This window comes from Mycolicibacterium iranicum, from assembly GCF_002101705.1.
Taxonomy (GTDB): domain Bacteria; phylum Actinomycetota; class Actinomycetes; order Mycobacteriales; family Mycobacteriaceae; genus Mycobacterium; species Mycobacterium iranicum.
This window is the reverse complement of record NZ_LQPC01000046.1, coordinates 1-23,300: the sequence shown is the minus strand read 5'-3', so window position 1 is coordinate 23,300 and position 23,300 is coordinate 1. Positions and strand designations below refer to the sequence as shown.

The window sequence follows — 23,300 nt, the reverse complement described above, 5'->3', positions numbered from 1 at the left end:
CGGCTCTACACCAGCGACGCGCAACGCTGCGACGAATACCCGCGCTGGTTGCACACCTATAATCACCACCGCGGCCATCACAGCACTCGGCGGTCAAGCACCAGCCAGCCGCGTACCTAACCTCTCAGGTCAGTACAGCTAGCTCGAGCCACACAAAGGCGAAGAGCCCCATAGCCGCCGGCCAGTAACCCCATCGTTGCGGATACGGGCGGGGTAGCGGTCCAAGGTCCCCTTTGCGGACGACTCCGCAGAACCGATACACGGTGCGCAGGGGAGACAGCAGGCGCCAGACGGGTCCGATGCACACCGACACCGCGACCAGCCCGACCCAGAGCAGGACGTAGAACGCGCCGGCCAGCGCATTGTCGCTGCCTTGTGGACCCCATAGGGCGGCCGCCGCCACCCAGAGGGCGAAAGTCAGTGCCGCTAGCGCAGCGATCCAACGCAGCACCGCGTTATCGACGGTCCGGGTTACCCACTCTGGTAACTCGCGGCCCGGCTTCGCCGGGTCGAAGCGCGGGTTCTTCCACGCGAGCGCGACGACGGCGAACGTCGCCGTAAGCGCCCACGCCGCGCCGATCAAGGCGAAAGACAGCGGTACAGGGAGATCTGTCGACCCGCCGACGCCATGGGCAAGGATGTCGACACGTGGGGTCACGGGCGAACTTGAATGGTGACGACAGTGCGGTTGACATCGTGGAGCTCGACGTCGACCTGACCAGGCACGTCGACGGTGAATTCGAAATTCTGGTCCGGGCGCGGTTCGACATTGAACGTGTGCTCAGGCACAGAATGCACGTGCAGCTGGTCGGCAACGTCGCTGGTCACCTGGAGCACGATCGGTTTCCCGATGGTCGCCTGGGTCTGCCCGTTTGTCGGGGTAACCGTGCCGCCGCTGATGGCGATTTCGACGATCGTGGCTTCTTCGGGAAGTGGCGCCTGATGAGCCCGCGGCGATTGGGTAGCGCCGGCCGCAGAAGGCGTGGGAGCCGCTGACGGACTGGTCGATGCCGAATCGGTCGTCGTCGAGCCGCAGCCGGCCAGCAGGACGAACAGCGCCACCGGGGCGAGGGTCACGACAGATCTGGCTGTTCAGTGGTCATGGGCGTTCGTTCCTCTCAACGACGGGATTCTCGGCGGAACCCGCATCTACAGCGGGTTCGCGACGACGATTTCGGCGCGCGATATAGAACACGACGCCGACAATGATCAGCGCGGGCGCAAACGCGGGCAGGGACATCCACAGCCCTACATCGGTTGCGAGATATGTGACTACGGGAGGCTTCATGATCTTCGAGCCGATTCCCTCGTCGCCGTGATCGCATCCCGATCAACCGCGGCGAACTTCAACATCTGCGACTCCCCACGACATGCATCAGCACCTACGTACTGTCTCCGTAATTCGCGTGGACGAAACATACCGGAACCTCCGGTACCGCGTACCGCTAGGTGAGTCGAACGCCTCGTCGGGCATCGATGGGTGCGAGGCCGAACATCTCGTGAAAAGCCCGGTTTGCATGGGAGCTGTCACTAAAGCCGGCGGCGTGTGCGGCATCGGTGATGGTTCCACCATCACGGGCCACCGCCATCGCACGAATGAGTCGACTCCACCGCACGTAGGCGGGAAACGACATACCGACCTCCTGCGCCATCAGCCGTCCGAGTCGGTCGGCGGACAGGTGCACCGCCTTGGCTACGTCGGTCAGCTTGACCGGGCCGCTGAGCATGTCGGGCAGCATGCCGACCACCGCTTCGACGCTGGGGTGCAGCGCGCCACTCGCCTGCTCCTTCGGCCCGACCAGTCGCGCAATCACGTCATCCGCAGCTGAGGAAAGAGGTTGTCTCGCATCGATGTTGAGGATGCCGGCACCGAGGCGCACCCATTCGTGGACATCAGGGCGGATAGTGCTGCCGAAGAGACGCGTCACTTGCCGGCCGACGACGCTCGTAGGTTCCAGGTACACCATCACTCCAGAGCCTGTGCCGGTGTCGATAGAGTGCGCAGCGCCCGCGGCGATCACCGCCGCAGACGCGGACAGCCTTTGGCCATCGGCGTCGGACAGGGATACCGCACCATCAGTGAGAGTCACAATCTGAAGGGCTGCGTGCGCGTGCTTGTGGGCCGAGCCGATCCGTCCCCGGAAAACGAGCCGCCCCGGCTCGATCAGCGCCTCGCCAGCCCACGTCACGTCCTTGAGTATGCCGTGTGCCGCCATCGCTAGGTTCAGATGCGCAATCCCGAGCGTCTCGGTATCGCCTACCGTGCGACTTCCTCGGGTGATACGGTCGCATCGTCGTTCATGGCACCGAATTTGCATGCGCCACTTGCCCGGAACGGTTCCGCCAGCTGCGCGAGATATCCCGCCGGGTAGTTGGGTTTTGCCGCCATGCCGAGATCATCCGAGCGAAAACGGCGGTCAGGATCGAAGGAGAACGTGCGCAAAGCGTGATCCCATGTCAACGTGAATAGTCCGAAGTTGACATCACCAATACCAGCCCACTTGAGGTGGTGGAAACGGTGGCCTTCGTTGAGTGCCAGCACTTTACGTAGAGGTCCGACGCGGTAATCGGCGTTGGAGTGCTGAAGCAGAAGCTGTACCGCGATCGCCACCGTGAGTACCTCTGCAACGGGTTTCGTCAACCCAAGGATCAGCAGGGGTGTGATGCCTGCCGCCAGTTCAAGTGCTCCGTGCAGCGGGTGCTTCATGAGGCCATTGAAGCCGTAGAAACGCTTGACACTGTGGTGGACAGCATGGAAGCGCCACAGCCACCCGACTCTGTGACTTGCCAGATGTACCAAAGTGACTCCAAGGTCGGTGACAAAGATTGCGATGACAACCTGAACAACAAACGGCAACGACGAAGGCCACCATGCACTGAATGGATTAAGCATCGCCAGGACGGGAACGACGAGCACAGTCAACAGCAACGACGTTTCGTTGATCAGAGCATGTGCGACATCGCGCCGACTGTCACTGATCGGCTCGTTCCAAACATCGCTGTAGGGCAACACCCGCTCAGCCGCGAACGACAAGCCGATCGCAATCAGAATGAGCCCCGCCATGCAGACCTCTGCCCACGCGGCGTGCGCCAACGCGATGGCTGCGCCGTTGACGCCTATCAACATGATCGGCGCATAGCCGTATCGGACGATCGTTGTAACCATGATTACAGCGTCGGCGCAGAAAGATGTCCACCGCTTGAACAGATCCGTTCAATCGCGAAGAGCTGGCGTTCAATGCTAATTAGACAACGAAGTAACGACAGCCAGCTGCTATAAGCCGTGCGGCGTCCCGCCACCTACCGGGGCGTGTTGTTATGCACGATAACGTTACGGTTTGGCGCCACGCTGACGCGCCTATAACGATATGAGAGTTAGCCTGATGCCCAAGCGCAGTCACCGGGAGCACACGACAGCGGGGATCGACTGCAAGGTGTTCGATCTTGTGCAATCCCTTGCAGAAGCGTGCTTATGCGGCAATGCGAGTATTTCATTGGGGTACCTTCGACGGCGAGACGCGGACGGCGACTGTCCAATACATAGGGTTCAGTGAAGATGTCCTCTTTCACGGGCGGCTGCATCGCCGAGGGGTGAGCATCACGGGGGATCGGCAAAGCTACAAATACATGACGGGCTTGCCGGTCCAGGCCTGCTCGGACCGATGCATTCCAGAACACCACCCGGCGGTTGGCACCATAGAGAAGCGTCGTGGATAACGACTGATATCCATAGCGCGGTTGACTTGTCCCCCACGACCCGATCGAGTCGATGCGACAATATGCGGGAATCGAATATGCAGGTTTACCGGTATTAGTCTGCTCATTGCATCCGGTGAATTTGGCATCCTCGCACGGTCAGGACAACAAACATTCCCCAGCCGAGCGAGCGTCCAACAAGAACGAGCTGCAAGACGCTCCCCTGGGGCGGGGAGCAGGCCGCCGCCCCTAGTTAAGGGTGCCGCAGTTCTCCGTAGCGGATAGGTGTCAGATCCTCGCTGTGGCTGACGTGGAGCTGACCGGGGCGGGTCCGTTGTTCGTAGGCGGTGATGACCAGCCAATTCCCCCGGCGGCAGGCACCAGTACGCCTTGCACATGCAGGAACCATGCGGCATGGCCCACCGCTTGGCACGCCGGCCAGTCGTCGCCATAGATGTCGTCGTCCTCGAGCCCCACCGCTTCGCGGGCGTCAGAGGTGATGAGATCCAGGACGGCCAGGTCGGTGGCCTCGATGGTGTGCAGTCGATACGAAGCTTCGAGCATCTTCTCGCGGGTCGTCGACGCCGCCCGCGCGGCGCGTTCTACTTCGACCATGCACGCTTGCGTGGAGTCGGCCAGATAGATCGCCGAGAAGAGTCCGGCAGGGTTTCCATCTTCCGCCGAATCTGCGCGCCCCTTCCCCGACAAGGGGTCACGGTGGGCGCCCCTGTAGCGAGCGCACGTGCCCGACCACCGGCTGGTGCCGCGCGCGTCGATGCGCTGCACCAGGTCCTCGTCGAGCGCATCGCTCACACGAAGATCCCTTCGGCCATGGCGTCGATGAGGGCCAAGACGCGCTGGTACTCGCCGTCACGCACCAGGTCGGCGGGCTTGGCGTGGGCCAGTAATCGATTCGGGGAGAACATCCAGACGTTGGCCTGGTCTCGGGGAAGCACTTCGGCCAGCGCGTCGGCGACGTAGGCCAGTTCGATGAGTCGTTGTTTGTTGAGTCGTTGTGGAACGACCTGTCCCGAGGTCCAGCGCGCCACCGAGCGCGCCGACGCGTCGACGATGTCGCCGACCTCTTCGTAGGTCAATCCCAAGCGCTCGATCGCACTCGACACGGTCGAGGCGAGCGCGTTAGCTCCCACATCGTCTGCCTGTCTTGCTTTTGTCTGCGTGTGTGTCATGCATTCTGTCATGAAACAACGCCCGAGGTCGAGAGGACGTTTTCACACGATGGGCATTCAGTTTCGGCTCGGACCCAACGACCACAAGCAGGTCGAAGATTTCCTGTCGCGTGAGCACGCTGGCACCGACGCCATCACCCTGGACACCAAAGCTGCACGTCACCAGGCCGCTGCGGCGGCAGCCGCCGTGGAGGCGGGCCTGCGGGTGTACTGGGAGCCCGCCGCTGAGCGGCTTGCCGACGAGGGCTTCGGCCTCGACAAGCTGCCGTGGACCGGCCGTCCCTACGGCATCAATGCCCTTGCCGAGGATCAATCGGCACGCCGCGCTGGTAGACCTGACGGTGCAGAAGCACCCGGAGCTCGTCACCCACGTCACGGCCCCGCACTTCTACGTCACCGACGAACGCACTGCACGACTGAACGTCGATCTCGCCGAACGCACCCGCCTGGCCGTCGGCAAGGACAAGCCCACCCGGGCCGTGATCGCCGTTCACGCTCAACGTCAAGTTCACCGACCTCAATAAGGAGTACGGCCTCACCGTCGAGAACGCGGTGCTGCACTACGCTCCCGAGCCGGTACCGAACGCCAACGCCAGCCTGACACTGCTAAAGCCACGCTGGACGATATTCAGCTGGGCACCATCACCCTTGACGACGCCAAGAAGCAGAACAAACTCACCATCGATGGCCAAGAAGCGTCGTTCAACGATTTCCTTGGCCTACTCGACACCTTCCCGTTCTGGTGCAACATCGTCACCCCATAGCCCGAAGCCGGCGTGGCCGTTCACCGAAGACTGACCTGAGATAAAACCGGCCCTAGCCATCGGCACCGATGGCACCTGTCCCAGATGTCGAGTCCGACACCGTGGGCCCGCACACCACATGGCGGTGAAACGCGCGATCTCCGAGGCGTGCGCCAGCCGGTCCACGATAACCTCGCCGCGCTCCTCAAGGACCGGTGAACCTAACAGCCGGCACCGACGTTCACCGCGGCCCGCGTATTCGGCCACCGCACCACGCCGCACGCCCCATCAGACAGCGTCCGCGTCGACACGACCGCGACCCCGCAGCCGCGCTGCGGCGACGCATCGCTCAGTGCGCCCAGCAGGCCGGCGGGAGTGCGGGATCGCGGCCCCGCGGCAGCGTCCCCGCGACGGCATCAACTTGCGCGCTGCCCTGCGCCGTCGCAACGCCGCGCCGAGCGCCCTTCTGTCGTCGGGTTCAGGACGTAGCGCACCCTTGAGACTTCCGTCGCCGCGCCACCGCCGAACCGTCACGCTGGCGCCGCTCCGGCCGGCGGTTCGCCCGCGTCCGGGCCGACCTCCCCGTCCGCCGCCGCCTCCCCCGTTCCGGACACATTCCGACCTAGTGCCTGCGAACCGTTCCGCGATACCGGATTTGCCGCTTTCGGCGCATGCCGTGCCATCACGCGAACGATTGCGATCCCGAGGTCGTGTTTGGTGGCGATCGTCGTCAGCGTCTCACCCCGCTCACGCATCCGTTCGACGGCCGCGCCCGCCGCTTCGCGATCGTCGCCTACCCGTTTAGCTTCTTCGCGCGCCAACTGCGCGTCGGCCTGCGCGCGCAGCTCCGCGCGCCGCTGCTTCTTCCACTCGCCAATCGCGTCGAGTTTGTCGATCGCGTGAAGCAGGATCGTCGCGTCCTTAAGGTTCGCCTTCTCCCGCGCCGCAAGCTCCTCGTTGGCGCGCCGAGCCGCTTCCACAGCCCGGCGCCGGGCCTCCGCCTTGGATGTTCTCGCTGCCGTCATGGTTGAGGACCTTAGAAGTGTTCGGGCCGTGCAGGCCACCACCACAGCCACATTCGTCGCCCACGACTTTTTTCGTCCGCCCTCCTGACCGCTTCACCGTCGCCACCCTCAACCCACCGTCACCCACCCCACTCGCCAACCACCGCACCCACCGCCAGCCGCCCACCTCACACCCCGTTTACAGCCCGCCGACAGACCACACACCTCTTGCACTATGGGTCGGAAGGTCGCGAATCAACCTGAAGTTGACGCGTATATCTGGCGCATGGGACCAGCGCCGGATGCGCTTCATTGAACCACTTTCGTGTTCCTCCTGGTAGACGGATTTCGCTCGCAGGTGTGGTAACTTGCGGTTGTCATTGACAACTCTAAGTTGACGATAGATGGAGGTTCTCTTGTGAGCGTTCCGGGGTCGGCGCACTTGGTTCTTGCCTCGGGCGTGGTTCACCTGGACGAGGCCAGCGCAGTCTTCGAAGCGATGCTGTCTGGGTGGGGTCGTCAACAGGCGTCTCGGCTACTCGCTGCTGAGGCCACGATCGAGCCGCGGCTGGCGTTGGTGCGGCGGTTCGCAGAGTTCGCCGGGGCGCCTCCGTGGGACTGGACTGCCGGCGATGTCGAAGACTTCACGGCCGCTTTGATGTCGGGCCCGGAACGCAAAGCACCGTCGACCATTCGCGGCTATCACATGTCGTTGCGGATGTTCTGCGACTACCTACTCGATAGCCGCTACGGTTGGATCGCGCAATGCGAGAACAGGTTCGGACGGATCCCATCGCAGGTCTGTCACGACTACAACACCGCCGCGCATCTGGTCGACTACGAGGGCAAGCCCGCGCGTCGCCCGTTCACCTACGACGAACTGGAAACATTGTTCGATTTCCTCGATGATCGCGTCGATGTTCTCGCTCGGTCCAGGAACAAAGGCGCGTTCGCGGCGCTGCGCGACGCACAGATGATCAAGACGGCCTACGCCTTCGGTTTACGCCGCCGCGAGCTGTGCTATCTCGATCTCGCCGACCTGCGTCCGAACTCGCGGATGCCGGCCTGGGGCACGTTCGGCGCCGTCCACGTTCGCTACGCCAAATCACGTCGCGGCAGCTCTCCCAGGCGTCGCACCGTGCTCGCCGTTCCGGAGTTCGACTGGGTGATCGACGGACTGCGCCAATGGGTCGACCACGGCCGCCCACTCCTCAGCCCCGGGAACCGTCAAGAGCTCTGGCTGACCGAGCGTCGACGGCGCGTGGCGACCAAGACCATGGATAGGCGATTCGCCGTCGCACGGGTGCAAGCGGGACTGCCTGCCGAGCTCACCTTGCACTGCCTGCGGCACTCCTATGTCACCCATCTGATCGAGTTCGGTTATCCGGAGCGGTTCGTCACCGAACAGGTGGGGCACTCGTATGCCTCGACCACCGCGATCTATACCTCGGTGTCCGACGACTTCAAGACCAAAACACTGCAGGCGGCGCTGCGCCGCGTCTACGGATCATCCACGACGACAGGTGAAGGCGGAGATGAGCACTAGGACCGTGCTGCGGTGGAACCTGCGTCAGCTGATGGCCCAGAACGGAATGTTCGCCACCACCGACCTTGTCGCACCGCTGCACGAGCGTGGCGTGGAGATCTCCCGACAGATGGTGCACCGGATCGCGACCAAGCCCCCGCAGCGCATCAATCTCGACCTGCTCGCCGCCCTCTGCGACATCTTGTCGTGCACGCCCAACGACCTGCTCGAGCTCGTCGCCGAACAAGTCCGTGAGGCGCCCGCGGTCAACGACAGCGGACCCGGCATCGGCGACCTGCGACCCATCCGCGCCACCATCCGCCGCCCCCACGACAACCAGTGACTCAGCGGGCCTGCTGGGAGTGTGCAAGCACCATCCGGCTAACCCCACTGACGCACGGGCGTCGCATCTGTGTCGCATGCCGTCGCAGACGGCACTATCACCCCGAGAAATGCCCGCGGTGTGAGACCGTGCGGCCACTGGCGTGGCAGCTCGACGATGCCATCGTGTGCGCCTCCTGCGCCGGTGTCGCATCGATCTTCACCTGCAGCGAATGCGGCCGCGAAGAACACCCCTACGGGTTCTACCGATGCGCCCGCTGCTTCCTACGCGAGCGCCTCACCGAGCTGCTCACCGACCCGATCAGCGGCACGATTCATCACCGACTACGGCCCGTGTTCGACGAACTGATCAACGCCGACCGCCCACAGACGGTGCTCTGGTGGCTGCGAAAGAAGCCCGGTACCGGCCCGCAGCTCCTTCGCGACATGGCCTGCGGAACGCGTGAAATCAGCCACGACACCTTCAGCGATCTTCCCTCGGACCGAGCCCACGATTACTTGCGCAGCCTCCTGGTCGCGGTCGGCGTTCTGGGCCCGATCGACATCCGCGTCGAACGGATGCTGCCCTGGATCGAGGACGTTGTAGCCGAGCTTCCGGCCGAAGACGCCGCCATCGTTCGCCGATTCGCGCATTGGCATGTACTGCGCCAGATGCGCAAGGCCTCCCACGAGAACCGGCTGACGAGATCGATGACCGATGCCTGCCGTCGTCGCGTCCGCGTGGCGATTCAGTTCATGGCGTTTCTGCACACCCACGACGCCACTCCGGCGACAGCGACACAGGAGATGCTGGAGCGCTACCAGGCGCTCCACCGGAGGCCGCTCACTGCCGAGTACGCCTTCCTCGTCTGGCTACGCCAATCCCGCATCAACACCACACTGAGGGTCACCGATCCGCCACGGTCACCTCCCTCGGTAACCGTCTCGGATTCCCAGCGGTGGGCCGCCGTCGGGCGGCTGCTGCACGACGACACAATCCGCCGCAAAACCCGCATCGCGGGACTGCTCACATTGTTGTTCGCCCAACCTCTTTCGCGCATCGTCGCCCTGCGATCAAGCCAAATCTCGATCTCCGACGATCACGCCGTGCATGTCGTCTTCGCCGCCATCCCCATCCAAATGCCTCCCCTACTCGACGACCTCATCCGCGAGCATCTGGAGCAGCAATGCGAAAGCCGCTACACCCCATCCCATACGGGCTGGCTGTTCCCCGGCCGACTTCCCGGCACCCACCTGTCCACCGAGAACATCCGCACCCAGCTCGTCGCGGTCGGGGTGAAACCCTACGAACATCGCAAAGCCGCCCTCTTCCAGCTCGCCAGCGACATGCCCGCACCCGTGCTGGCCGAACTGCTCGCGATCACCACCAAGAACGCAGCCGCCTGGGCCAAACTCGCCGCCCGCGACTGGACCGATTACGTCACCGAACGCGGCAGATCAATGCCGCATCGAAGGCGGAGCTAACTCGCAACAGCGATGTCGTAACCACTCCATGCCGCCGAGGCCACGATTCGCCTGCTCTCGTCAAAGTTGTTCTTTGTCAATCCTCCTCGCCACAAGTCAAGCAATCGAGAAACGGGTTCAAGCAGTTGCGCGCCCTCAAGCGTCTGAGACGCCGAACCGCGGGTGACCTGCACTTCGGGTAGCTCACTACCCTGCTGCGAGTCTCCGCACCTCGCTGTGGAACGGAAACCAGCGTACGGCCTCGCCGATGATGGCGACGAATGGTCCTTCGATGCCATCACCGACGCGATTTGCGAGAGGCGAAAAGGGCCCGAAGACCAGCCGGCTCGACATTGTGATTTCGTTGTGCCTAGCGAGCTGAGCGCGCCGGGCGGCCCGTCTTCTTGGTGGCGATGTTCGATTTTATGGCGTCGCTGTCGGTGTTGCGGTGGGCGGCGAGAAAGTCATCGACGATGTTCGCGCAGTCATTGTGAGTGATAGTGCGAAGCCCGGTCATTCGGGCGAAGGCGAGTGGTCCGACGAGTTGGCAAAGCGCCAGTTCCTGGTCGAAGTCGTTGAGTTCGGCTTGAGCTTTTGGGCTGGTGAGTACGGCGTCAAATGGTTGACGATATTGATCGACAACTCGGGTCCGTAGCGCCCCGGATGTGTGGCGGTCTTCCGCTTGGGCATTGGAGCCGGTGGGCCCCAATGAGAGCCACGCGAGTGTCGTGACATGCAGCGGTGCGTCGTTGAAAAGGGCGGCTTGGCGGCTGAGCAATTCGATCAGCTGCTCACGGAGGGGTCCGCTGGTCGGTGCCGGAGTGGTCACTTGTGGAAGTAGGCGTTCGAACGTGGCTGCCAGTAAATGCGACGAACTGTGGAAGTGGCGGTACAGCGTGGTTCGGGCCACTTTGGATGCTTTGGTGACGGCATCGATAGTGACCGCTTCCACCCCACCGGTGCTCAGTAGCGTTGCCGCAGCATCCAGCAGCCGGGTGCGTGACCGGATGAGCCGAGGGTCCACGTCGTCGTCAGGGACGGGCACTGCCTGACTGTCGCTCACTCGTTCACCTCGGCGGTCGATCTTCACGCGATGCTGTCACGGCAGTCTAGCAGTGTGGTACTAACGGTAGCGCAGCGAAACCGATCGTATTGGAGGGTGACGGTGCCCGAAAGCCTGTTGCCGCCCGAGCGGCTGCCCTCGCACACCACGACATGCATGGGTTGCGGCCCGGACAACCCCCACGGACTGCGGTTGGTGGTGCATCGTAGCGGCGACGCGGTGTACACCGATGTGACGTTCGATGAGCGCCATATCGGGGCCCCGGGCCTGGCCCATGGCGGGGCAGTGGCCGCGGCATGTGATGACGTCCTGGGCTTCACGTTGTGGATCGCCGGAACCCCGGCGGTGACCCGCACCCTGACGGTCGAATATTTGCGGCCGGTGCCGCTGCATCAGACCCACCGGATTACTGCCCACATCGTCTCTCGTGAAGGGCGGGCGCTGCATGTCACGGCGACAGGCACGGGTGAGGGTGGGATCGCCCGCTTCACCGCCAGTGCAGTGTTCATTGTCGTCAGCCCTGAGCACTTCGCCGCACACGGCGATGTCAGCGCTTTCGGCGATCTTCTGGAGCAGTTCTCGCGCCGCGGCGGCCTCGACCCGGAGCCGTCATGACTGTCCCTCAGGCGCGCAGCCACGGGAAAACCCCGCCTTCGGAAGCGAACTCGGTCGCTGCAGAGAAGCGAGCCGCTAACGCGTCGCGTTCACGCGCGTCCGCACGGCGCCGGGAGACCATTCTTGATGCAGCTTTGGTCGTGGCCGCGGCGGGTGGTTACGAGGCGGTTCAGATGCGGACAGTTGCCGAGCGGGTCGGCATCGCCGTCGGCACGCTTTACCGCTATTTCCCGGCGAAAACCCACTTGCTGGTGGCAGCGCTGACGCGCGAGTTCCGTCGACTCGACTCGGCCGGGGACTGGGCGAGTGGTGAGGGCACACCGCTGGAACGGCTCGAACGGCTCACCGCACATCTGCATGACCGCTGGCAGCGCGACCCATGGCTGACGACGGCCATGACACGGGCCTTCGCAGTCGCAGATACCCGCGCCGCCGCGGAACTCGACCGCGCGGCCGATGAGATCCAGATCCTGCTGGCCCGCACGCTCAGGGGCGGCGAGCCCACTCCTACCGATCTGCACGTGGCTGGGATCATCTCCGACATCTGGCTGGCCAACCTCGTGGCCTTCAGCGGCCACCGCGCGACAGCCGCCGACACCCGCGACCGCATTGACCGAGCCACCAGGCGCGTCGTGACCAGCGCTGCTAGGCCAGCCGTCTACCGGTAACGATACTGCTGGTATCGCAGCGATACTTGGCGTACTCTTTGGGGATACGGCTCAACGATGCGTCGAAAAGAGACTGCCATGTACACCCAATGGATCGAAAACCTTGTCGTACAACGCCTCTCGCTGCACGGCGGCCTGGTTCTGGATTTCGATGATTACAACGAAATCGTCATCTCCTGCCCCCTACTATTGACGCTTCCTGCCGTCGGCACCTACCCCATCGAGGCGGTGCGTATTGACCCCCTCAGGATCGCGACCCACGAACGCCCGCTGCTGAACCTCGCCGGCGCACTGTGCACCCAGGCCTGGTCCAGCGACGATGGAGGGCTACACCTGAGCTTCTCGCGCGGACATCGCATCGATGTCGATCCCGACGCTGAACAGACAGCGTGGGAGCTCTATGGCATGCGCCACGGCTACATGGCCTGTCTACCTCAAGGACGGGTACGCGTGGTCCGCCATGACCTCCCCGACACCGACGACGCCAACATCGTCAACAGCGTCAGGCAATCATCGGCGGGGTCGGCGCGGCAGACCCACTAATCCGGCCGCGGACACTGCGACGGGTCGACTTGGGCGGCAATACGTGGATCAGGTTGAACGTGGACAGGACCGCCCTGGCGACATCGAGGCGGGCGAGCATTCCCGGATGATGCTGTCGAGGTTTTGTTGCACGCGTTCGGCAGTGATGCCGACCGATGGTGAATACAGCATGATGTGGTCGAGGACGCCGTTGTACCGTCTCAATTGTTCACGGACCTCGTGCGCCGTCCCGGCGACACCCATGGCGTCGATCATCTCCTCGGACACAGCGGCGAACATCGCCGGGAAATCGCGCTGGGCGAATGCTTGCCGGATGGCTCGGCCTTCGCTGGCGAAGCCGTTCACATCGAGTACCGTCTCGTAGGATTTGACCGAGGAGTAGAACGCAATCTGCTGCGCCAGTTCGCGCCTGGCGACCTCGGCGTCGTCGTGGATGGCGCACATCACCATGGAAATGATTTCCACGTCATTGGGGTCGCGGCCGGTGTGCGCGGCGCCCCTGGCGATAGCGGGCCGGACGACCTCTTCGACGTAGGTGGTTGTGAACAGCGGATGTCCGGCTAGGCCGTCGGCCACCCGCCCGGCCGCCTCGCACATCCGGGGCCGGACACCGGCAGTGACGATCGGGATCGGCCTGCTGGAGGGTCCCACGTCGCCGGTCGGGGTGAGATTCATTCTGTAGAAACGGCCCTCGTGATGGATCGGGCCTTCATGCAGGTTCCATATCCGGCGCAGCAGCATCACGAGTTCTTCCATCCGCAGGGCGGGTGCGGAGGTGTCGGGCACGCCGTGCCAGTCGCCCATCATCCGTTTGGTGCCGTTGCCGATGCCGAGTACCAGTCGTCCGTTGGAGAGTTCGTCGAGGTCGCGCGCCTCGGTGGCCAGCACCAGGGGGCTTCGGCCGACGCCGTAGAGAATGGAGGAACCGATCCGACAGTTCTGGGTGCTGTTGGCCATCGCGGCCATGGAGATCGATCCGGACCGAGAATAGAACTCCGAGGCCCATACGGCGTCGAACCCGGCCGCATCAGCGGCCTGGGCGGTCTGGGCCAGTGACTTCAGATCCGCGCCGAGAACCGACAGGCCGTAGGTGCTCATGACTGGTCTCCTGTGCGCGGGCGCAGCCCGTCGAACATGACGGCGCTGAGGGTGCTGGCGACCACCGTCTCGTCGAGGTGGTTATCGGTGACCAGGTACATGAGTGCATTGATGGTGACCGCGCCGAACAGCGCAATCGACGTCGATCGCGCATCGGGCTGAGCGACGAGGGATCCGTCGCGGGCCCCTTCGATGAGCAGGGTTTCGACGGGTTGTTGGTAGGCGGTATTGATCATCTCGGCGATAGCCGGCATGCGGGCCGCTCGTCCCAATTCGCCGATGAGTGCACGGCATACCGCTGGCCGCTGCGCCATTGCCCGCAGTTGTGCGCGGATCACGAGTTCGAGGCGTTCGGCACCGGTGCCGCCGGTGTGCACGATCGCGGTCACAGCATCGAAGATGTCCTTGAGGAGGTCTTCGAGCAGGAAAGCAAGGATGTCCTCTTTACCGGCGAAGTAGTAGTACAGCGTCGCTTTCGGCACACCGGTCACCGCGGCGACGTCTTCGATCTTGGAGTCGTTGAGCCCCTTCTCGGCGAACAAGTCCGCCGCGGCGGGAAGCCGGTCAGAGATCTGACGTGGAATCTTGCGCATTGCCCCCCTGTCCCGTTCGGCCGGTTTAGACTGCGAGTCTAAACCGTCGTTACTTTGGTGGTCGGAGGTCTTGGTGGTCTCGGTGCAAATTCGTTACGACCCGTTCGACGCCTCGATTCTCAACGACCCCTATCCGACGTATCGGTCGTTGCGTGACACGGCTCCGGTGTACCGCGCCGAGGAATCCCATACCTGGGTGTTGAGCCGGCACGCCGACGTCCAGGCCGCAGCACTGGATCACGGCACGTACTCCTCGGTGGACGGCATCTTCCCCACCCCACCGGGATCGGACTTCATCGGCTCGTTCCTGCCGATGATGATCGTGATGGACCCTCCGCGCCACGACCAGTTGCGTGCCCTGGTGAGCCGGGCGTTCACTCCCCGGCGGGTGGCCGGGCTGCAGGGCGCCATCACACAGATGGCCGCGGAGTTGTTCGAGCGCCTCGACGAGGGCTCTGGTTCGGCGGACTTCGTGACCGACTTCGCCGCGATCCTGCCCGCCGCGGTGATCGCCGATCTACTGGGCATTCCCGCCACCGATCGTGATCAGTTCCGATTGTGGTCGAGCCAACTGGTCCAGGTCGACGTCAACCACGGACAAACCACCGACGCACTGACCGCCGCCACCTCGATCTACGCCTACTTCACCGACTTCCTCGCCGACCGCCGCCAAACCCCCCGCGAGGACATGATGTCGGCGTTGGCGAACGCCACAGTCGACGGGATCAGACTGACCGACGAGGAAGTCCTCGGCTTCTGCGCGCTGCTGCTCGTCGCGGGCTACGAGACCACCACCAATCTGCTGGGGAACTCCGCGGTCGTGCTGGCCCAGCATCGGCAGACCCGCCGACGCCTGGCCGCCGATCGAACACTATTGGGGCCGGCAGTTGAGGAGTTGCTGCGCTACGACTCACCGGCACAGGGACTTTCACGAACCCTGACCCGCGACGTCACACTGCACGACACGACCATGCGTCAAGGTGAGAAGGTGCTGCTGCTGTTCGGGTCGGCCAACCGCGACGAGCGCGCCTTCCCCGATCCTGACGTGTTCGACATCGAGCGCACCAGTGAGCACCAGGTCGCCTTCGGTCGCGGCATCCACTTCTGTCTGGGCGCGGCACTGGCGCGGATGGAGGCCCGCATCGCTCTGGATGCTCTGTTGGACAAGGTGCCCGACTGGGAGGTCGATCTTGAATCGGCGCGGCGGCTGCGGTCCGGACCGATCCGCGGCTACACATCGCTGCCCATCACTTGGACCACACCGGTCTAGCCCGTGCCCCTCCTCGACGACGCGTCGTGTGCATCACCGCGCGGCCAGGTTCTTCATCGCCGTCGATATCGAGCACTCCGCCGCGCACGGCGACCTCGGCGCATTCGGCGACATGCTCAAACGATTCGCGGGCTCGAACGGTGATCGACCCATGACCGGACAGGAGAAAGGGGCATGGTGGTGGCAGTGACATTCGCGCACTTCGATGAGCAGATCGCCGACCAGCTGCTCAGATCGCCGAACACAGCAGGTGGACTGTCGAGGTTTCTGAGCTTTCGGCACACCGAACTCGCCGCCGGTCGGCTGGTGGCAGAGATGGAAACCCGTGCCGAACTGCTCACACCCTTCGGCACCCTGCACGGCGGATGTCTATCGGCGATGGTCGACCACTGTCTCGGAGTCGTGTTCTACCCCGTCATTCCGGCCGGATCATGGGTCGCCACCACCGAATTCAAGCTAAACCTGCTGCGACCCGTGTCCACCGGTGTGTGTGTCGCCGTCACCGACATCGTGTCGCTGGGCAAGCGCAGTGGAGTGGCGCGCATCGACATTAGCAACGGCGACAAAGCCGTCTGCGTAGCCCAGGGCACGGTCACGATCGTGAACGCCGCGGGCAACGCACTATGAAGGCGCTTGCTGCCGGGCCCACGCTTCGGGCGGACGACGATCTCGCCAGGAAGGTGTCATGACCTCCGCCGTGCAGCATCGGGTCCGAACCCAGGACGGGATCGCCCTGGCTGCGGACTGCTACGGCCACGATGACGCCCGTCCCGTCGTGCTGCTCCTGCACGGCGGCGGCCAGAACCGGCACGCGTGGAGCACTTCAGCGCGTCGCCTCCACGCATGCGGATACACAGTCGTCGCCTACGACACCCGCGGTCACGGCGACAGCGACTGGGACCCAGCCGGCAGGTACGACATCGAGCGACTCGCGACCGATCTTCTCGCCGTGCGCGAGCACTTCAGCGCCTATACCGCCCCTGCCGTCGTAGGTGCATCCCTTGGGGGCATGACCGTGCTCGGCACGCATCTGTTGACATCCGGGGCGTCGTGGGCGGCGGTCGTCCTGGTCGACGTCACCCCGCGACTTGAATTCCAGGGCGCCCGTCGCGTGGTGACGTTCATGGCCGCACATCCCGATGGCTTTAGCACCCTCTCTGACGCCGCAGAGGTGATCGCCGCGTACAACCCCCATCGCTCGCGCCCGGCCAACGTCGACGGCCTGCGCAAGGTGCTACGGCAGCGTCACGACGGCCGCTGGATCTGGCGGTGGGACCCGGCATTCATTCACTCCAACTTCGACTTTCTCCGCGACGAATCGACCACGGGAACGGAGCAATTCGACGCAATCAGCCACCTGCTGATCGACGGAGCCCGACGGGTCAATGCCCCAACACTTCTCGTAAGGGGCCTCTTGTCCGACGTGGTCTCCCAAGCCACCGTCGACGAGTTCAAGCAACTGGTTCCCCACGCCGAGACCGTCGACGTATCCGGCACCGGACACATGATCGCCGGCGACGACAACGACGCCTTCGGCTGCGCCGTCACCGAGTTCCTCGGCCGGAACCTCCTGTAGGTCGCGACGTTGGTCGAGCACCATCGATCGGCCAGTAGTCAGAACCGATCTTGACTTCACAGCGCGCGAAGCGGAGCCCATGAAGTGTTCTTCGGTTAAGGCCGACTTTGAACTGTGCCGGGCTCTGGTCGAGCTAGACGCCACTACGCACTTGCTGGCCACCATCGGCGTCGAAGAGTTCCTTGGTCCAGCGTTCGAGGATTTCTGCGCTGTCCCAGTCGTCGGGATGAAATCCGGCGCGGGTGTAGGAGCGAAAGCGCGCAATTGCTGCTGGGCTGAATAGCGGGTTATGACGGAAGGCTCGAAGGCTGCGCAGCAAGCGCACCGGGTTGTAGGCGGAACGGTCACCAGCCAGAGAGCGGGTGGTCTGGATGACCAACTCGCTGAACAAGAGGAGGCTGGCGATCCGCATCCCCCAGACCCTGGTGCGTTCGCTTCCACCGACCGTCTCGTAGACATCGAAAGCAACGGCCTTATGCTCGCATTCTTCCAGTGCGTGCCAGAGCAGAATAGGCCGCACTTCGGTGTCGCCGATCAGTTCTTGAGCTTCGTCGCTGGTGAGAATGATCTCGGCGAATGTCGCCGTGTAGTGCTCGAGGGCGGCCGTCACAGCCAGGCGCATCTTGGGAGAAAAACGCTTCTCAAGTCGGCCAACCAGCTTCTTGACATGCCGATCGATCCCCTCGGTGGGATAGCCCATTGCTTGAAGCCGATCGTTGAGCAGCCGATGCTGGTGTCGGTGGGTGGCCTCTTGTGCGATAAACCCCTTGACCGCCTCCTTGAGGTCAGCGTCGCTGATGTGGTCCCGGTACTCGCGGACTGACCGGATAAAGAAGTCTTCGCCTTCGGGGAACGTGGCCGACAAGGTGGACACAAAGTGGCTCATCACCAAGTCGCCATCAACGAAGTGCTGCCGACTGGTCCCAGCAGGCATATCGAATCGAACACGGCGGGGCTTCGGGACGACCCGTGCGGTGGGCCGTGTGGACGAATCGTCGCTCATGTTGTTCTCCCATTCGCCAAGGACGCGCTGTCAATCTGACTCTAAGCCTTGTCAGAATTAGATGGCAAGCTATCCACGTGGTTTCGGCGCGGGTGTATAGCGGAATGTCCGCCGAGGAGCGTCACCGGAACCGGCGCACCCGTCTCATCGAGGCCGCAACGGAGTTGATCGGCACGCGCGGCGTTGCCGCCGCCACTGTGACTGCCGTCTGCGCTGAATCGGGTGTCACGTCACGGTACTTCTACCAGCACTTCTCCGACCGAGACGCACTCCTGCGGGCTGTCTACCAGCAGCTCTATGCCACCTTCCAGGAGGTGATAGTCGACGCGATCCCCGATGCCGGCGAGCCACCGGAGGTATTGGCGTACGCGCCAATCCGCAGGCTGGTCGGCATGATCGACAACGACCCGCGGCTGGGTCGGATCCTGTTCGTGGAATCTGCAACCGAGCCGCTGCTCCGAGAGCTACGCAGCGAACTAATGGCAGGTTTCACCGACCTTGTCTTGCGCGAAGCCAGACTTCACCTCGACATCGCCGACTCTGCCGTGGGGGTTGCCCATTTGGCTTCGACCTTGGGCGTGGGAGGGCTATTCGAAGTCTTGCGCCGCCGACTCGACGGAGAACTGGAATTCACCACAGATGAACTCGTTCAGCACTGCGCAGGTTTCCTGGGCAGCCTAGGCAATTACGTGCTGCTGCAGAACACGGGCCAGTCGGCCACAACCGAAGCGCAAACCTAGAGCTAGCGGCCCCGCTACGCGATGTGGCCGTGCGTGCGCCCGACGACCAACGTCCGAGAACAGCAACAGCAAGACCCTGAACGGCATCCAAGGCCAGTGTCGTCGACTTACAGCGTCAGCCCTGGCTTCCAGAAACCCACTGAGTGTTCGATCATTCCTCTGCCCACTGCGACCGTCGGCCCGGTCCCGACTCGATAGCGGTCGCCGGCCCCTTCGCCAGCCGCGCGCTTTGCGCGGCCTGGCGACGACGGCCCCGCCACCACTTGCACTACATGCGGTAGCGTAGCGATACCGATAGTATCGCTACGATTCGCTACTAGTGGAGGCCCAGTGACCGACGGCACTGCAGATTCCCCAGGCCAGGCCACGCGCCGTGGCCAGCGGGACAACGGATCCCCCAACCCGGCCGAAACCCGCGAGTACAGCGAACGGTTGGCAGCGCTAGCCCGATTCACCCTCCGACACAAAGCGCTGGTCATCGGGGTATGGCTAGGCGCCGCGGTCGTCCTCGCGTTGCTGTTCCCCCAGCTAGAAACCGTGGTGCGCCAACAGTCGGTGGACCTCATCCCTCGCGATGCGCCGTCCTTGCAGACGGTTGACCGCATGAGCGCCGCTTTCGGCGAAGAAGGCTCAAAAACCATGGTGTTCGTCGCCATGGAAGACCCCAATGGCTTGACTCCGACTGCACGGCAGCGCTACGGCGAACTCGTGCGCCGGTTGCAGGGCGAAGGCAACCACGTCCTGCTGGTGCAGGACCTACTGTCCGATCCGATTACCGAAGCCCAGGCAGTCAGCGCCGACCGCAAAGCTTGGTACCTGCCCGTAGGTGTCACCGGCACCCTCGGAGACCCCACGGCCGCCGAATCGGTAAACGCGGTGCGCAACATCGCCGCCGAGGTCTTCACCGGCTCGACCACGACTGTGCAAGTGACGGGACCACCGGCAACCTTCAGCGACATGATCGCATCCGCCGAGCACGACCTGCTGCTGATCTCAATCGCTACCGCGGGCGTGATCGCCCTGATCCTGCTGATCGTCTACCGGTCGGTGTTCACCGCGCTGTTACCGCTGCTAGTAATCGGGTTGAGCCTGGCAGTCGGGCGCGGCGTGCTGTCCGCCCTCGGCGAGATGGGCATGCCCGTCTCCCAGTTCACCGTCGCCTTCATGACTGCGATCCTGCTCGGCGCGGGAACCGACTACACCGTATTTCTGATCAGCCGATACCACGAACAGCGCCGCGCCCAAGTACCCGCCGATCAGGCCGTCATCCACGCCACCGCCAGCATCGGGCGCGTCATCCTCGCCTCCGCCGCCACCGTCGCACTCGCGTTCCTGGCCATGGTCTTCGCGCGGCTCAGCGTCTTCGCCGCCCTTGGCCCCGCGTGTGCCATCGCCGTACTGTTCGGATTTCTGGCCACCGTAACCCTGCTGCCACCGGTGCTGTCGCTAGCCGCCAAACGCGGCATCGGTGAACCCAAACCCGATCGCACCCGCCGCTACTGGAACAGCGTCGCCGTCGCCGTGGTCCGCCGTCCCGTGCCACTACTCATCGTCAGCCTGGTCATCTTGCTCGCCCTGTCGGCAGCGGCAGCAACCATCAAAATCAGCTACGACGACCGCAAGGGCCAACCAGACACCACGGCCAGCAACCTGGGCTACCACCTGCTGGACCGCCACTTCCGCAAAGACGTCGTCATCAGCGAATTCCTCGTCGTGGAAAATCCGACCGACATGCGGACCGGCAAAGGACTGGCCGATCTTGACGAGATGGCCTCCCGCGTCTCCCAGATCCCCGGCGTCACCAAGGTTTCCGGAGTCACCCGCCCCACCGGAGAGCGCCTCGACCAAGCAGAACTGGCCTGGCAGAACGGCCAGATCGGCGACAAAATGGCCGGCGCCGTCGCCGAGGGCAACTCCCGCAAGGACGACCTCACCAAACTCACCGACGGCGCCGACCAGCTCGCCGACGGCCTCGCCCAACTCGACAGCACCGTGCGCACCGCCTTCACACCACTAGCCGGAATCCTCACCCAAGCCCAATCCGCAGGAACTCAGGTCAACCAATTCCGGCCGCTGCTGCAACAACTTTCCGCCACTGCCCCCGCCGTCGACCAAGCCATCCAATCCGGCCCAGGACTACGACCGCTGGCCAACCAAGCCCAAAACGCAATCACTCAACTCGACCCACTCGTCGGCGCCCTCAACACCTCACCCTGGTGCGCCACCACCCCACAATGCGCCCAAATCCGCAACCAGGTCCAGATCCTGGTCACTCTGCGCGACAACGGATTCTTCAACCAAATCGCCGACCTCGGGGACCGCTACGATCCCGCCACCAATGCCACCGTTGGTGGCACCCTCGCCAACGTCCAGAACGCAGTCGCCTCACTGGACAAGGCATTCGGAGCCCTGGGTGACCCCGCCGACCTGACCACAAATCTCCGCCGATTGCAGGACGGAATCGGACAGCTGGCCTCCGGCGCCCAAGCACTCGCCACCGGCGTCCGCACCCTCGCCGACAGCAACATCGAAATGCTGTCCGGCATGAGCCAGATCGCCACCCAACTACAGAACTCCTCGCGCGCAGCGGCCGACTCCGACTCCTCGAGCGGTTTCTACCTGCCCGCCAACGCATTCGAGAACCGGCAATTCACCGACGTCGCCGAACAATTCCTCTCACCGGACGGCAAAACAGCGCGGTTCATGATCGAAAGCAGCCACGACCCATACAGCGTTGAAGCCATGGACCTCGCCAGCCGCATCACCGACACCGCCAACACCGCACGACCCAACACGTCACTCGCCGACGCCACCGTGTCCGTAGCCGGCTTCCCCGCCGTCAACTCCGATATCCAACGACTCCTCTGGGCCGACTTCGCACAACTAGCCATCGCCACCATCATCATCGTCGGCGTCATCCTGGTCCTACTACTGCGCGCACTCCTAGCACCGCTCTACCTACTAGGCACCGTCGTGCTCAACTACCTCGCATCACTCGGCATCGGCGTCGTAGTCTTCCAATGGGGACTGGGCCACGAAATCGCCTGGCCCGTACCGCTGCTGGCGTTCATCATCCTCGTCGCCGTCGGCGCCGACTACAACATGCTGCTCGTCTCACGGCTCCGCGAAGAATCCGGAACCAACATCCGCGTCGGCGTCCTGCGCACCGTGGCAAACACCGGAGCCGTCATCACCTCCGCTGGCCTCATATTCGCCGCCAGCATGTTCGGCCTCATGGTCGGCTCAGTCGCCATCATGATCCAAGCCGGCCTCATCATCGGCTTCGGGCTGCTGCTCGACACCTTCCTCGTGCGCACCCTCACCGTGCCCGCCATCGCCACACTCCTACGCGAAGCCAGCTGGTGGCCCACCAAAGCAACAAACCCGCGACCCGGTCAGACCAACCCAGGAGGCATTAAGGACGCACCTCACGTGCTGGTCCAGGAGAGGTGAAAAGCGAACAGAGCAATACCCGGCGCTACATGCCGACCAGCGTGAAGGCGTATTCACCCCGAATGAATACGACCCCTGCGCCGGTACAGCGGACCGCTTATCGACGGACGAAAACGGGTACGGCTGCCGATCGGCCCCCGGTGCTGCGAGGATGGCGAGGCTCGCTGACGTCCGACGTCTGCCGCGGCGACGCTCGTCGAAGGGCACGGATTGCATCTCGGAGGCCCCGATCATTAAGACCTGCGGAAAGCGGTTGAACGACCAGGCCAATGCAGAGAAGTCCGCGCTACCGTGCAGCAATGGCATCGACGGTCGGCGCTCTGTTCGCCGCGGCCGGTGTTCGGCGCCTCGGCGCCGTTCCGTGGCAGACAGCCGTGCCATCGGTGTGTCCGGGCGTTTACGTCGTGGCCAGAGTCTCCGACCCCGCCGGGCAGGTTTCAGGCGACGCGGACATCGACCTATCCGCGGTCAGACAGCTGTTGGAGATCCGCAAGGAGTTGACCCTAGACGGGCAGCGACCCTCGCCAGAAGCGCTGTCCGACCGGCTCATGTCAATGTGGCTACCAGACGAACCTGCGATCTACGTCGGGCTGGCTAGCTGTACTGACCTGAGAGGTTAGGTACGCGGCTGGCTGGTGCTTGACCGCCGAGTGCTGTGTGGCCGCGGTGGTGATTATAGGTGTGCAACCAGCGCGGGTATTCGTCGCAGCGTTGCGCGTCGCTGGTGTAGAGCCG

General features: G+C 63.8%; 24 protein-coding genes and 4 pseudogenes. 16 read left to right on the top strand and 12 right to left on the bottom strand.

Translation table 11 applies throughout. The annotated features are described in order from the left end of the window. Positions 1-142: pseudogene (locus tag AWC12_RS30680) on the top strand (IS481 family transposase); the annotation flags it as partial. On the opposite strand, the pseudogene AWC12_RS21140 reads toward AWC12_RS30680, so the two are convergent. From AWC12_RS21140 to AWC12_RS21110, 6 genes and pseudogenes are all read right to left on the bottom strand, one after another. After that, positions 137-658, bottom strand: a pseudogene (locus AWC12_RS21140) (hypothetical protein); the annotation flags it as partial. The pseudogenes AWC12_RS30680 and AWC12_RS21140 overlap by 6 nt on opposite strands. Beyond that, positions 655-1,077 (bottom strand): hypothetical protein, encoded by a 423-nt coding sequence (locus AWC12_RS21135; RefSeq protein WP_024449515.1) that lies wholly within the window; start codon positions 1,075-1,077, stop codon positions 655-657. The pseudogene AWC12_RS21140 and the gene AWC12_RS21135, both read right to left, overlap by 4 nt. A 368-nt stretch (positions 1,078-1,445) precedes the next feature. After that, the gene (locus AWC12_RS21125) at positions 1,446-2,216 is read right to left on the bottom strand and encodes a helix-turn-helix transcriptional regulator (protein WP_036466280.1); all 771 of its coding nucleotides are present in this window, start codon (positions 2,214-2,216) and stop codon (positions 1,446-1,448) included. Between the two features lie 41 nt (positions 2,217-2,257). Continuing rightward, positions 2,258-3,166: a sterol desaturase family protein gene (locus AWC12_RS21120; RefSeq protein ID WP_085176793.1), complete on the bottom strand. Its 909-nt coding sequence runs from the start codon at positions 3,164-3,166 to the stop codon at positions 2,258-2,260. A gap of 818 nt (positions 3,167-3,984) precedes the next feature. Beyond that, on the bottom strand, positions 3,985-4,509 hold the full coding sequence (locus tag AWC12_RS21115) for an RES domain-containing protein (RefSeq protein WP_370475987.1): 525 nt from the start codon (positions 4,507-4,509) through the stop codon (positions 3,985-3,987). Then, a complete protein-coding gene (locus AWC12_RS21110) occupies positions 4,506-4,847 on the bottom strand; it encodes an antitoxin Xre/MbcA/ParS toxin-binding domain-containing protein (RefSeq protein ID WP_011856840.1) in 342 nt (113 codons plus the stop codon). The genes AWC12_RS21115 and AWC12_RS21110 overlap by 4 nt, the downstream gene beginning before the upstream one ends. A 332-nt stretch (positions 4,848-5,179) precedes the next feature. Here AWC12_RS21110 and AWC12_RS31190 point away from each other — a divergent pair, with 332 nt between their 5' ends. Then, positions 5,180-5,410, top strand: coding sequence for a hypothetical protein (locus tag AWC12_RS31190; RefSeq protein WP_024449512.1), 231 nt, complete (start codon positions 5,180-5,182; stop codon positions 5,408-5,410). 25 nt (positions 5,411-5,435) lie between these two features. Beyond that, positions 5,436-5,650 (top strand): annotated as a pseudogene (locus AWC12_RS31690) (alkyl sulfatase C-terminal domain-containing protein); the annotation flags it as partial. A 509-nt stretch (positions 5,651-6,159) separates the two neighbouring features. Here AWC12_RS31690 and AWC12_RS21095 read toward each other — a convergent pair. Then, positions 6,160-6,654, bottom strand: a complete 495-nt coding sequence (locus tag AWC12_RS21095; RefSeq protein WP_011856867.1) for a hypothetical protein — start codon at positions 6,652-6,654, stop codon at positions 6,160-6,162. A gap of 397 nt (positions 6,655-7,051) precedes the next feature. Here AWC12_RS21095 and AWC12_RS21090 point away from each other — a divergent pair, with 397 nt between their 5' ends. The 3 genes from AWC12_RS21090 (at position 7,052) to AWC12_RS21080 (ending at position 9,964) form a co-directional block, all read left to right on the top strand. Further along, on the top strand, positions 7,052-8,179 hold the full coding sequence (locus AWC12_RS21090; RefSeq protein WP_046363131.1) for a tyrosine-type recombinase/integrase: 1,128 nt from the start codon (positions 7,052-7,054) through the stop codon (positions 8,177-8,179). Next, positions 8,169-8,501 (top strand): helix-turn-helix domain-containing protein, encoded by a 333-nt coding sequence (locus AWC12_RS21085; protein WP_024449211.1) that lies wholly within the window; start codon positions 8,169-8,171, stop codon positions 8,499-8,501. Before AWC12_RS21090 ends, AWC12_RS21085 begins: the two co-directional genes overlap by 11 nt. A gap of 128 nt (positions 8,502-8,629) precedes the next feature. Further along, positions 8,630-9,964 carry a hypothetical protein gene (locus tag AWC12_RS21080; protein ID WP_011856875.1) on the top strand — a complete coding sequence of 445 codons (1,335 nt, stop codon included), beginning with the start codon at positions 8,630-8,632 and terminating at the stop codon, positions 9,962-9,964. Between the two features lie 349 nt (positions 9,965-10,313). On the opposite strand, the gene AWC12_RS21075 is transcribed toward AWC12_RS21080, so the two are convergent. Continuing rightward, positions 10,314-11,006 (bottom strand): TetR/AcrR family transcriptional regulator, encoded by a 693-nt coding sequence (locus AWC12_RS21075; protein ID WP_011856876.1) that lies wholly within the window; start codon positions 11,004-11,006, stop codon positions 10,314-10,316. Between the two features lie 102 nt (positions 11,007-11,108). Here AWC12_RS21075 and AWC12_RS21070 point away from each other — a divergent pair, with 102 nt between their 5' ends. From AWC12_RS21070 to AWC12_RS21060, 3 genes are all read left to right on the top strand, one after another. Then, positions 11,109-11,621 carry a PaaI family thioesterase gene (locus AWC12_RS21070; RefSeq protein ID WP_011856877.1) on the top strand — a complete coding sequence of 171 codons (513 nt, stop codon included), beginning with the start codon at positions 11,109-11,111 and terminating at the stop codon, positions 11,619-11,621. Continuing rightward, positions 11,618-12,289 carry a TetR family transcriptional regulator gene (locus tag AWC12_RS21065; RefSeq protein ID WP_011856878.1) on the top strand — a complete coding sequence of 224 codons (672 nt, stop codon included), beginning with the start codon at positions 11,618-11,620 and terminating at the stop codon, positions 12,287-12,289. The genes AWC12_RS21070 and AWC12_RS21065 overlap by 4 nt, the downstream gene beginning before the upstream one ends. Before the next feature lie 78 nt (positions 12,290-12,367). Further along, complete coding sequence (locus tag AWC12_RS21060) at positions 12,368-12,832, top strand: DUF6188 family protein (protein ID WP_024449209.1); 465 nt, start codon at positions 12,368-12,370, stop codon at positions 12,830-12,832. Positions 12,833-12,880: 48 nt separating this feature from the next. On the opposite strand, the gene AWC12_RS21055 is transcribed toward AWC12_RS21060, so the two are convergent. Continuing rightward, entirely contained in the window at positions 12,881-13,930 is a 1,050-nt protein-coding gene (locus tag AWC12_RS21055) for an LLM class flavin-dependent oxidoreductase (RefSeq protein WP_011856880.1), read from the bottom strand. Further along, positions 13,927-14,523, bottom strand: coding sequence for a TetR/AcrR family transcriptional regulator (locus tag AWC12_RS21050; protein WP_011856881.1), 597 nt, complete (start codon positions 14,521-14,523; stop codon positions 13,927-13,929). The genes AWC12_RS21055 and AWC12_RS21050 overlap by 4 nt, the downstream gene beginning before the upstream one ends. 73 nt (positions 14,524-14,596) lie before the next feature. Here AWC12_RS21050 and AWC12_RS21045 point away from each other — a divergent pair, with 73 nt between their 5' ends. Genes AWC12_RS21045 through AWC12_RS21035 form a run of 4 tightly spaced genes read left to right on the top strand, consistent with a single transcriptional unit; the run spans position 14,597 to position 17,369 of the window. Continuing rightward, positions 14,597-15,793, top strand: coding sequence for a cytochrome P450 (locus tag AWC12_RS21045; protein WP_011856882.1), 1,197 nt, complete (start codon positions 14,597-14,599; stop codon positions 15,791-15,793). 28 nt (positions 15,794-15,821) lie between these two features. Next, positions 15,822-15,983, top strand: a complete 162-nt coding sequence (locus AWC12_RS31185) for a hypothetical protein (RefSeq protein ID WP_156442342.1) — start codon at positions 15,822-15,824, stop codon at positions 15,981-15,983. Beyond that, entirely contained in the window at positions 15,968-16,420 is a 453-nt protein-coding gene (locus tag AWC12_RS21040; protein ID WP_011856883.1) for a PaaI family thioesterase, read from the top strand. Before AWC12_RS31185 ends, AWC12_RS21040 begins: the two co-directional genes overlap by 16 nt. A gap of 58 nt (positions 16,421-16,478) precedes the next feature. Continuing rightward, positions 16,479-17,369 carry an alpha/beta fold hydrolase gene (locus AWC12_RS21035; RefSeq protein WP_011856884.1) on the top strand — a complete coding sequence of 297 codons (891 nt, stop codon included), beginning with the start codon at positions 16,479-16,481 and terminating at the stop codon, positions 17,367-17,369. Positions 17,370-17,502: 133 nt separating this feature from the next. On the opposite strand, the gene AWC12_RS21030 is transcribed toward AWC12_RS21035, so the two are convergent. Further along, complete coding sequence (locus AWC12_RS21030) at positions 17,503-18,372, bottom strand: metal-dependent hydrolase (protein ID WP_011856885.1); 870 nt, start codon at positions 18,370-18,372, stop codon at positions 17,503-17,505. 77 nt (positions 18,373-18,449) lie between these two features. Between AWC12_RS21030 and AWC12_RS21025 the strand changes: the two genes are divergently transcribed. The 3 genes from AWC12_RS21025 (at position 18,450) to AWC12_RS30885 (ending at position 23,185) form a co-directional block, all read left to right on the top strand. Continuing rightward, entirely contained in the window at positions 18,450-19,112 is a 663-nt protein-coding gene (locus AWC12_RS21025; RefSeq protein WP_234788922.1) for a TetR/AcrR family transcriptional regulator, read from the top strand. 330 nt (positions 19,113-19,442) lie between these two features. Further along, a complete protein-coding gene (locus tag AWC12_RS21020) occupies positions 19,443-22,565 on the top strand; it encodes an MMPL/RND family transporter (protein ID WP_011856887.1) in 3,123 nt (1,040 codons plus the stop codon). Positions 22,566-22,864: 299 nt separating this feature from the next. After that, positions 22,865-23,185 (top strand): hypothetical protein, encoded by a 321-nt coding sequence (locus tag AWC12_RS30885; protein WP_024449641.1) that lies wholly within the window; start codon positions 22,865-22,867, stop codon positions 23,183-23,185. Here AWC12_RS30885 and AWC12_RS30675 read toward each other — a convergent pair. After that, positions 23,160-23,300 (bottom strand): annotated as a pseudogene (locus AWC12_RS30675) (IS481 family transposase); the annotation flags it as partial. The gene AWC12_RS30885 and the pseudogene AWC12_RS30675 overlap by 26 nt on opposite strands.

Bases quoted from the DNA above. Each gene is read 5' to 3' on its own strand.
- AWC12_RS21035 (WP_011856884.1), top strand. From the start codon at position 16,479: ATGACCTCCGCCGTGCAGCATCGGGTCCGAACCCAGGACGGGATCGCC.
- AWC12_RS21060 (WP_024449209.1), top strand. From the start codon at position 12,368: ATGTACACCCAATGGATCGAAAACCTTGTCGTACAACGCCTCTCGCTG.
- AWC12_RS21065 (WP_011856878.1), top strand. From the start codon at position 11,618: ATGACTGTCCCTCAGGCGCGCAGCCACGGGAAAACCCCGCCTTCGGAA.
- AWC12_RS31190 (WP_024449512.1), top strand. From the start codon at position 5,180: ATGCCCTTGCCGAGGATCAATCGGCACGCCGCGCTGGTAGACCTGACG.
- AWC12_RS21095 (WP_011856867.1), bottom strand. From the start codon at position 6,654: ATGACGGCAGCGAGAACATCCAAGGCGGAGGCCCGGCGCCGGGCTGTG.
- AWC12_RS21055 (WP_011856880.1), bottom strand. From the start codon at position 13,930: ATGAGCACCTACGGCCTGTCGGTTCTCGGCGCGGATCTGAAGTCACTG.
- AWC12_RS21050 (WP_011856881.1), bottom strand. From the start codon at position 14,523: ATGCGCAAGATTCCACGTCAGATCTCTGACCGGCTTCCCGCCGCGGCG.
- AWC12_RS21125 (WP_036466280.1), bottom strand. From the start codon at position 2,216: ATGGCGGCACACGGCATACTCAAGGACGTGACGTGGGCTGGCGAGGCG.
- AWC12_RS21040 (WP_011856883.1), top strand. From the start codon at position 15,968: ATGGTGGTGGCAGTGACATTCGCGCACTTCGATGAGCAGATCGCCGAC.
- AWC12_RS21085 (WP_024449211.1), top strand. From the start codon at position 8,169: ATGAGCACTAGGACCGTGCTGCGGTGGAACCTGCGTCAGCTGATGGCC.
- AWC12_RS21030 (WP_011856885.1), bottom strand. From the start codon at position 18,372: ATGAGCGACGATTCGTCCACACGGCCCACCGCACGGGTCGTCCCGAAG.
- AWC12_RS30885 (WP_024449641.1), top strand. From the start codon at position 22,865: ATGGCATCGACGGTCGGCGCTCTGTTCGCCGCGGCCGGTGTTCGGCGC.
- AWC12_RS21120 (WP_085176793.1), bottom strand. From the start codon at position 3,166: ATGGTTACAACGATCGTCCGATACGGCTATGCGCCGATCATGTTGATA.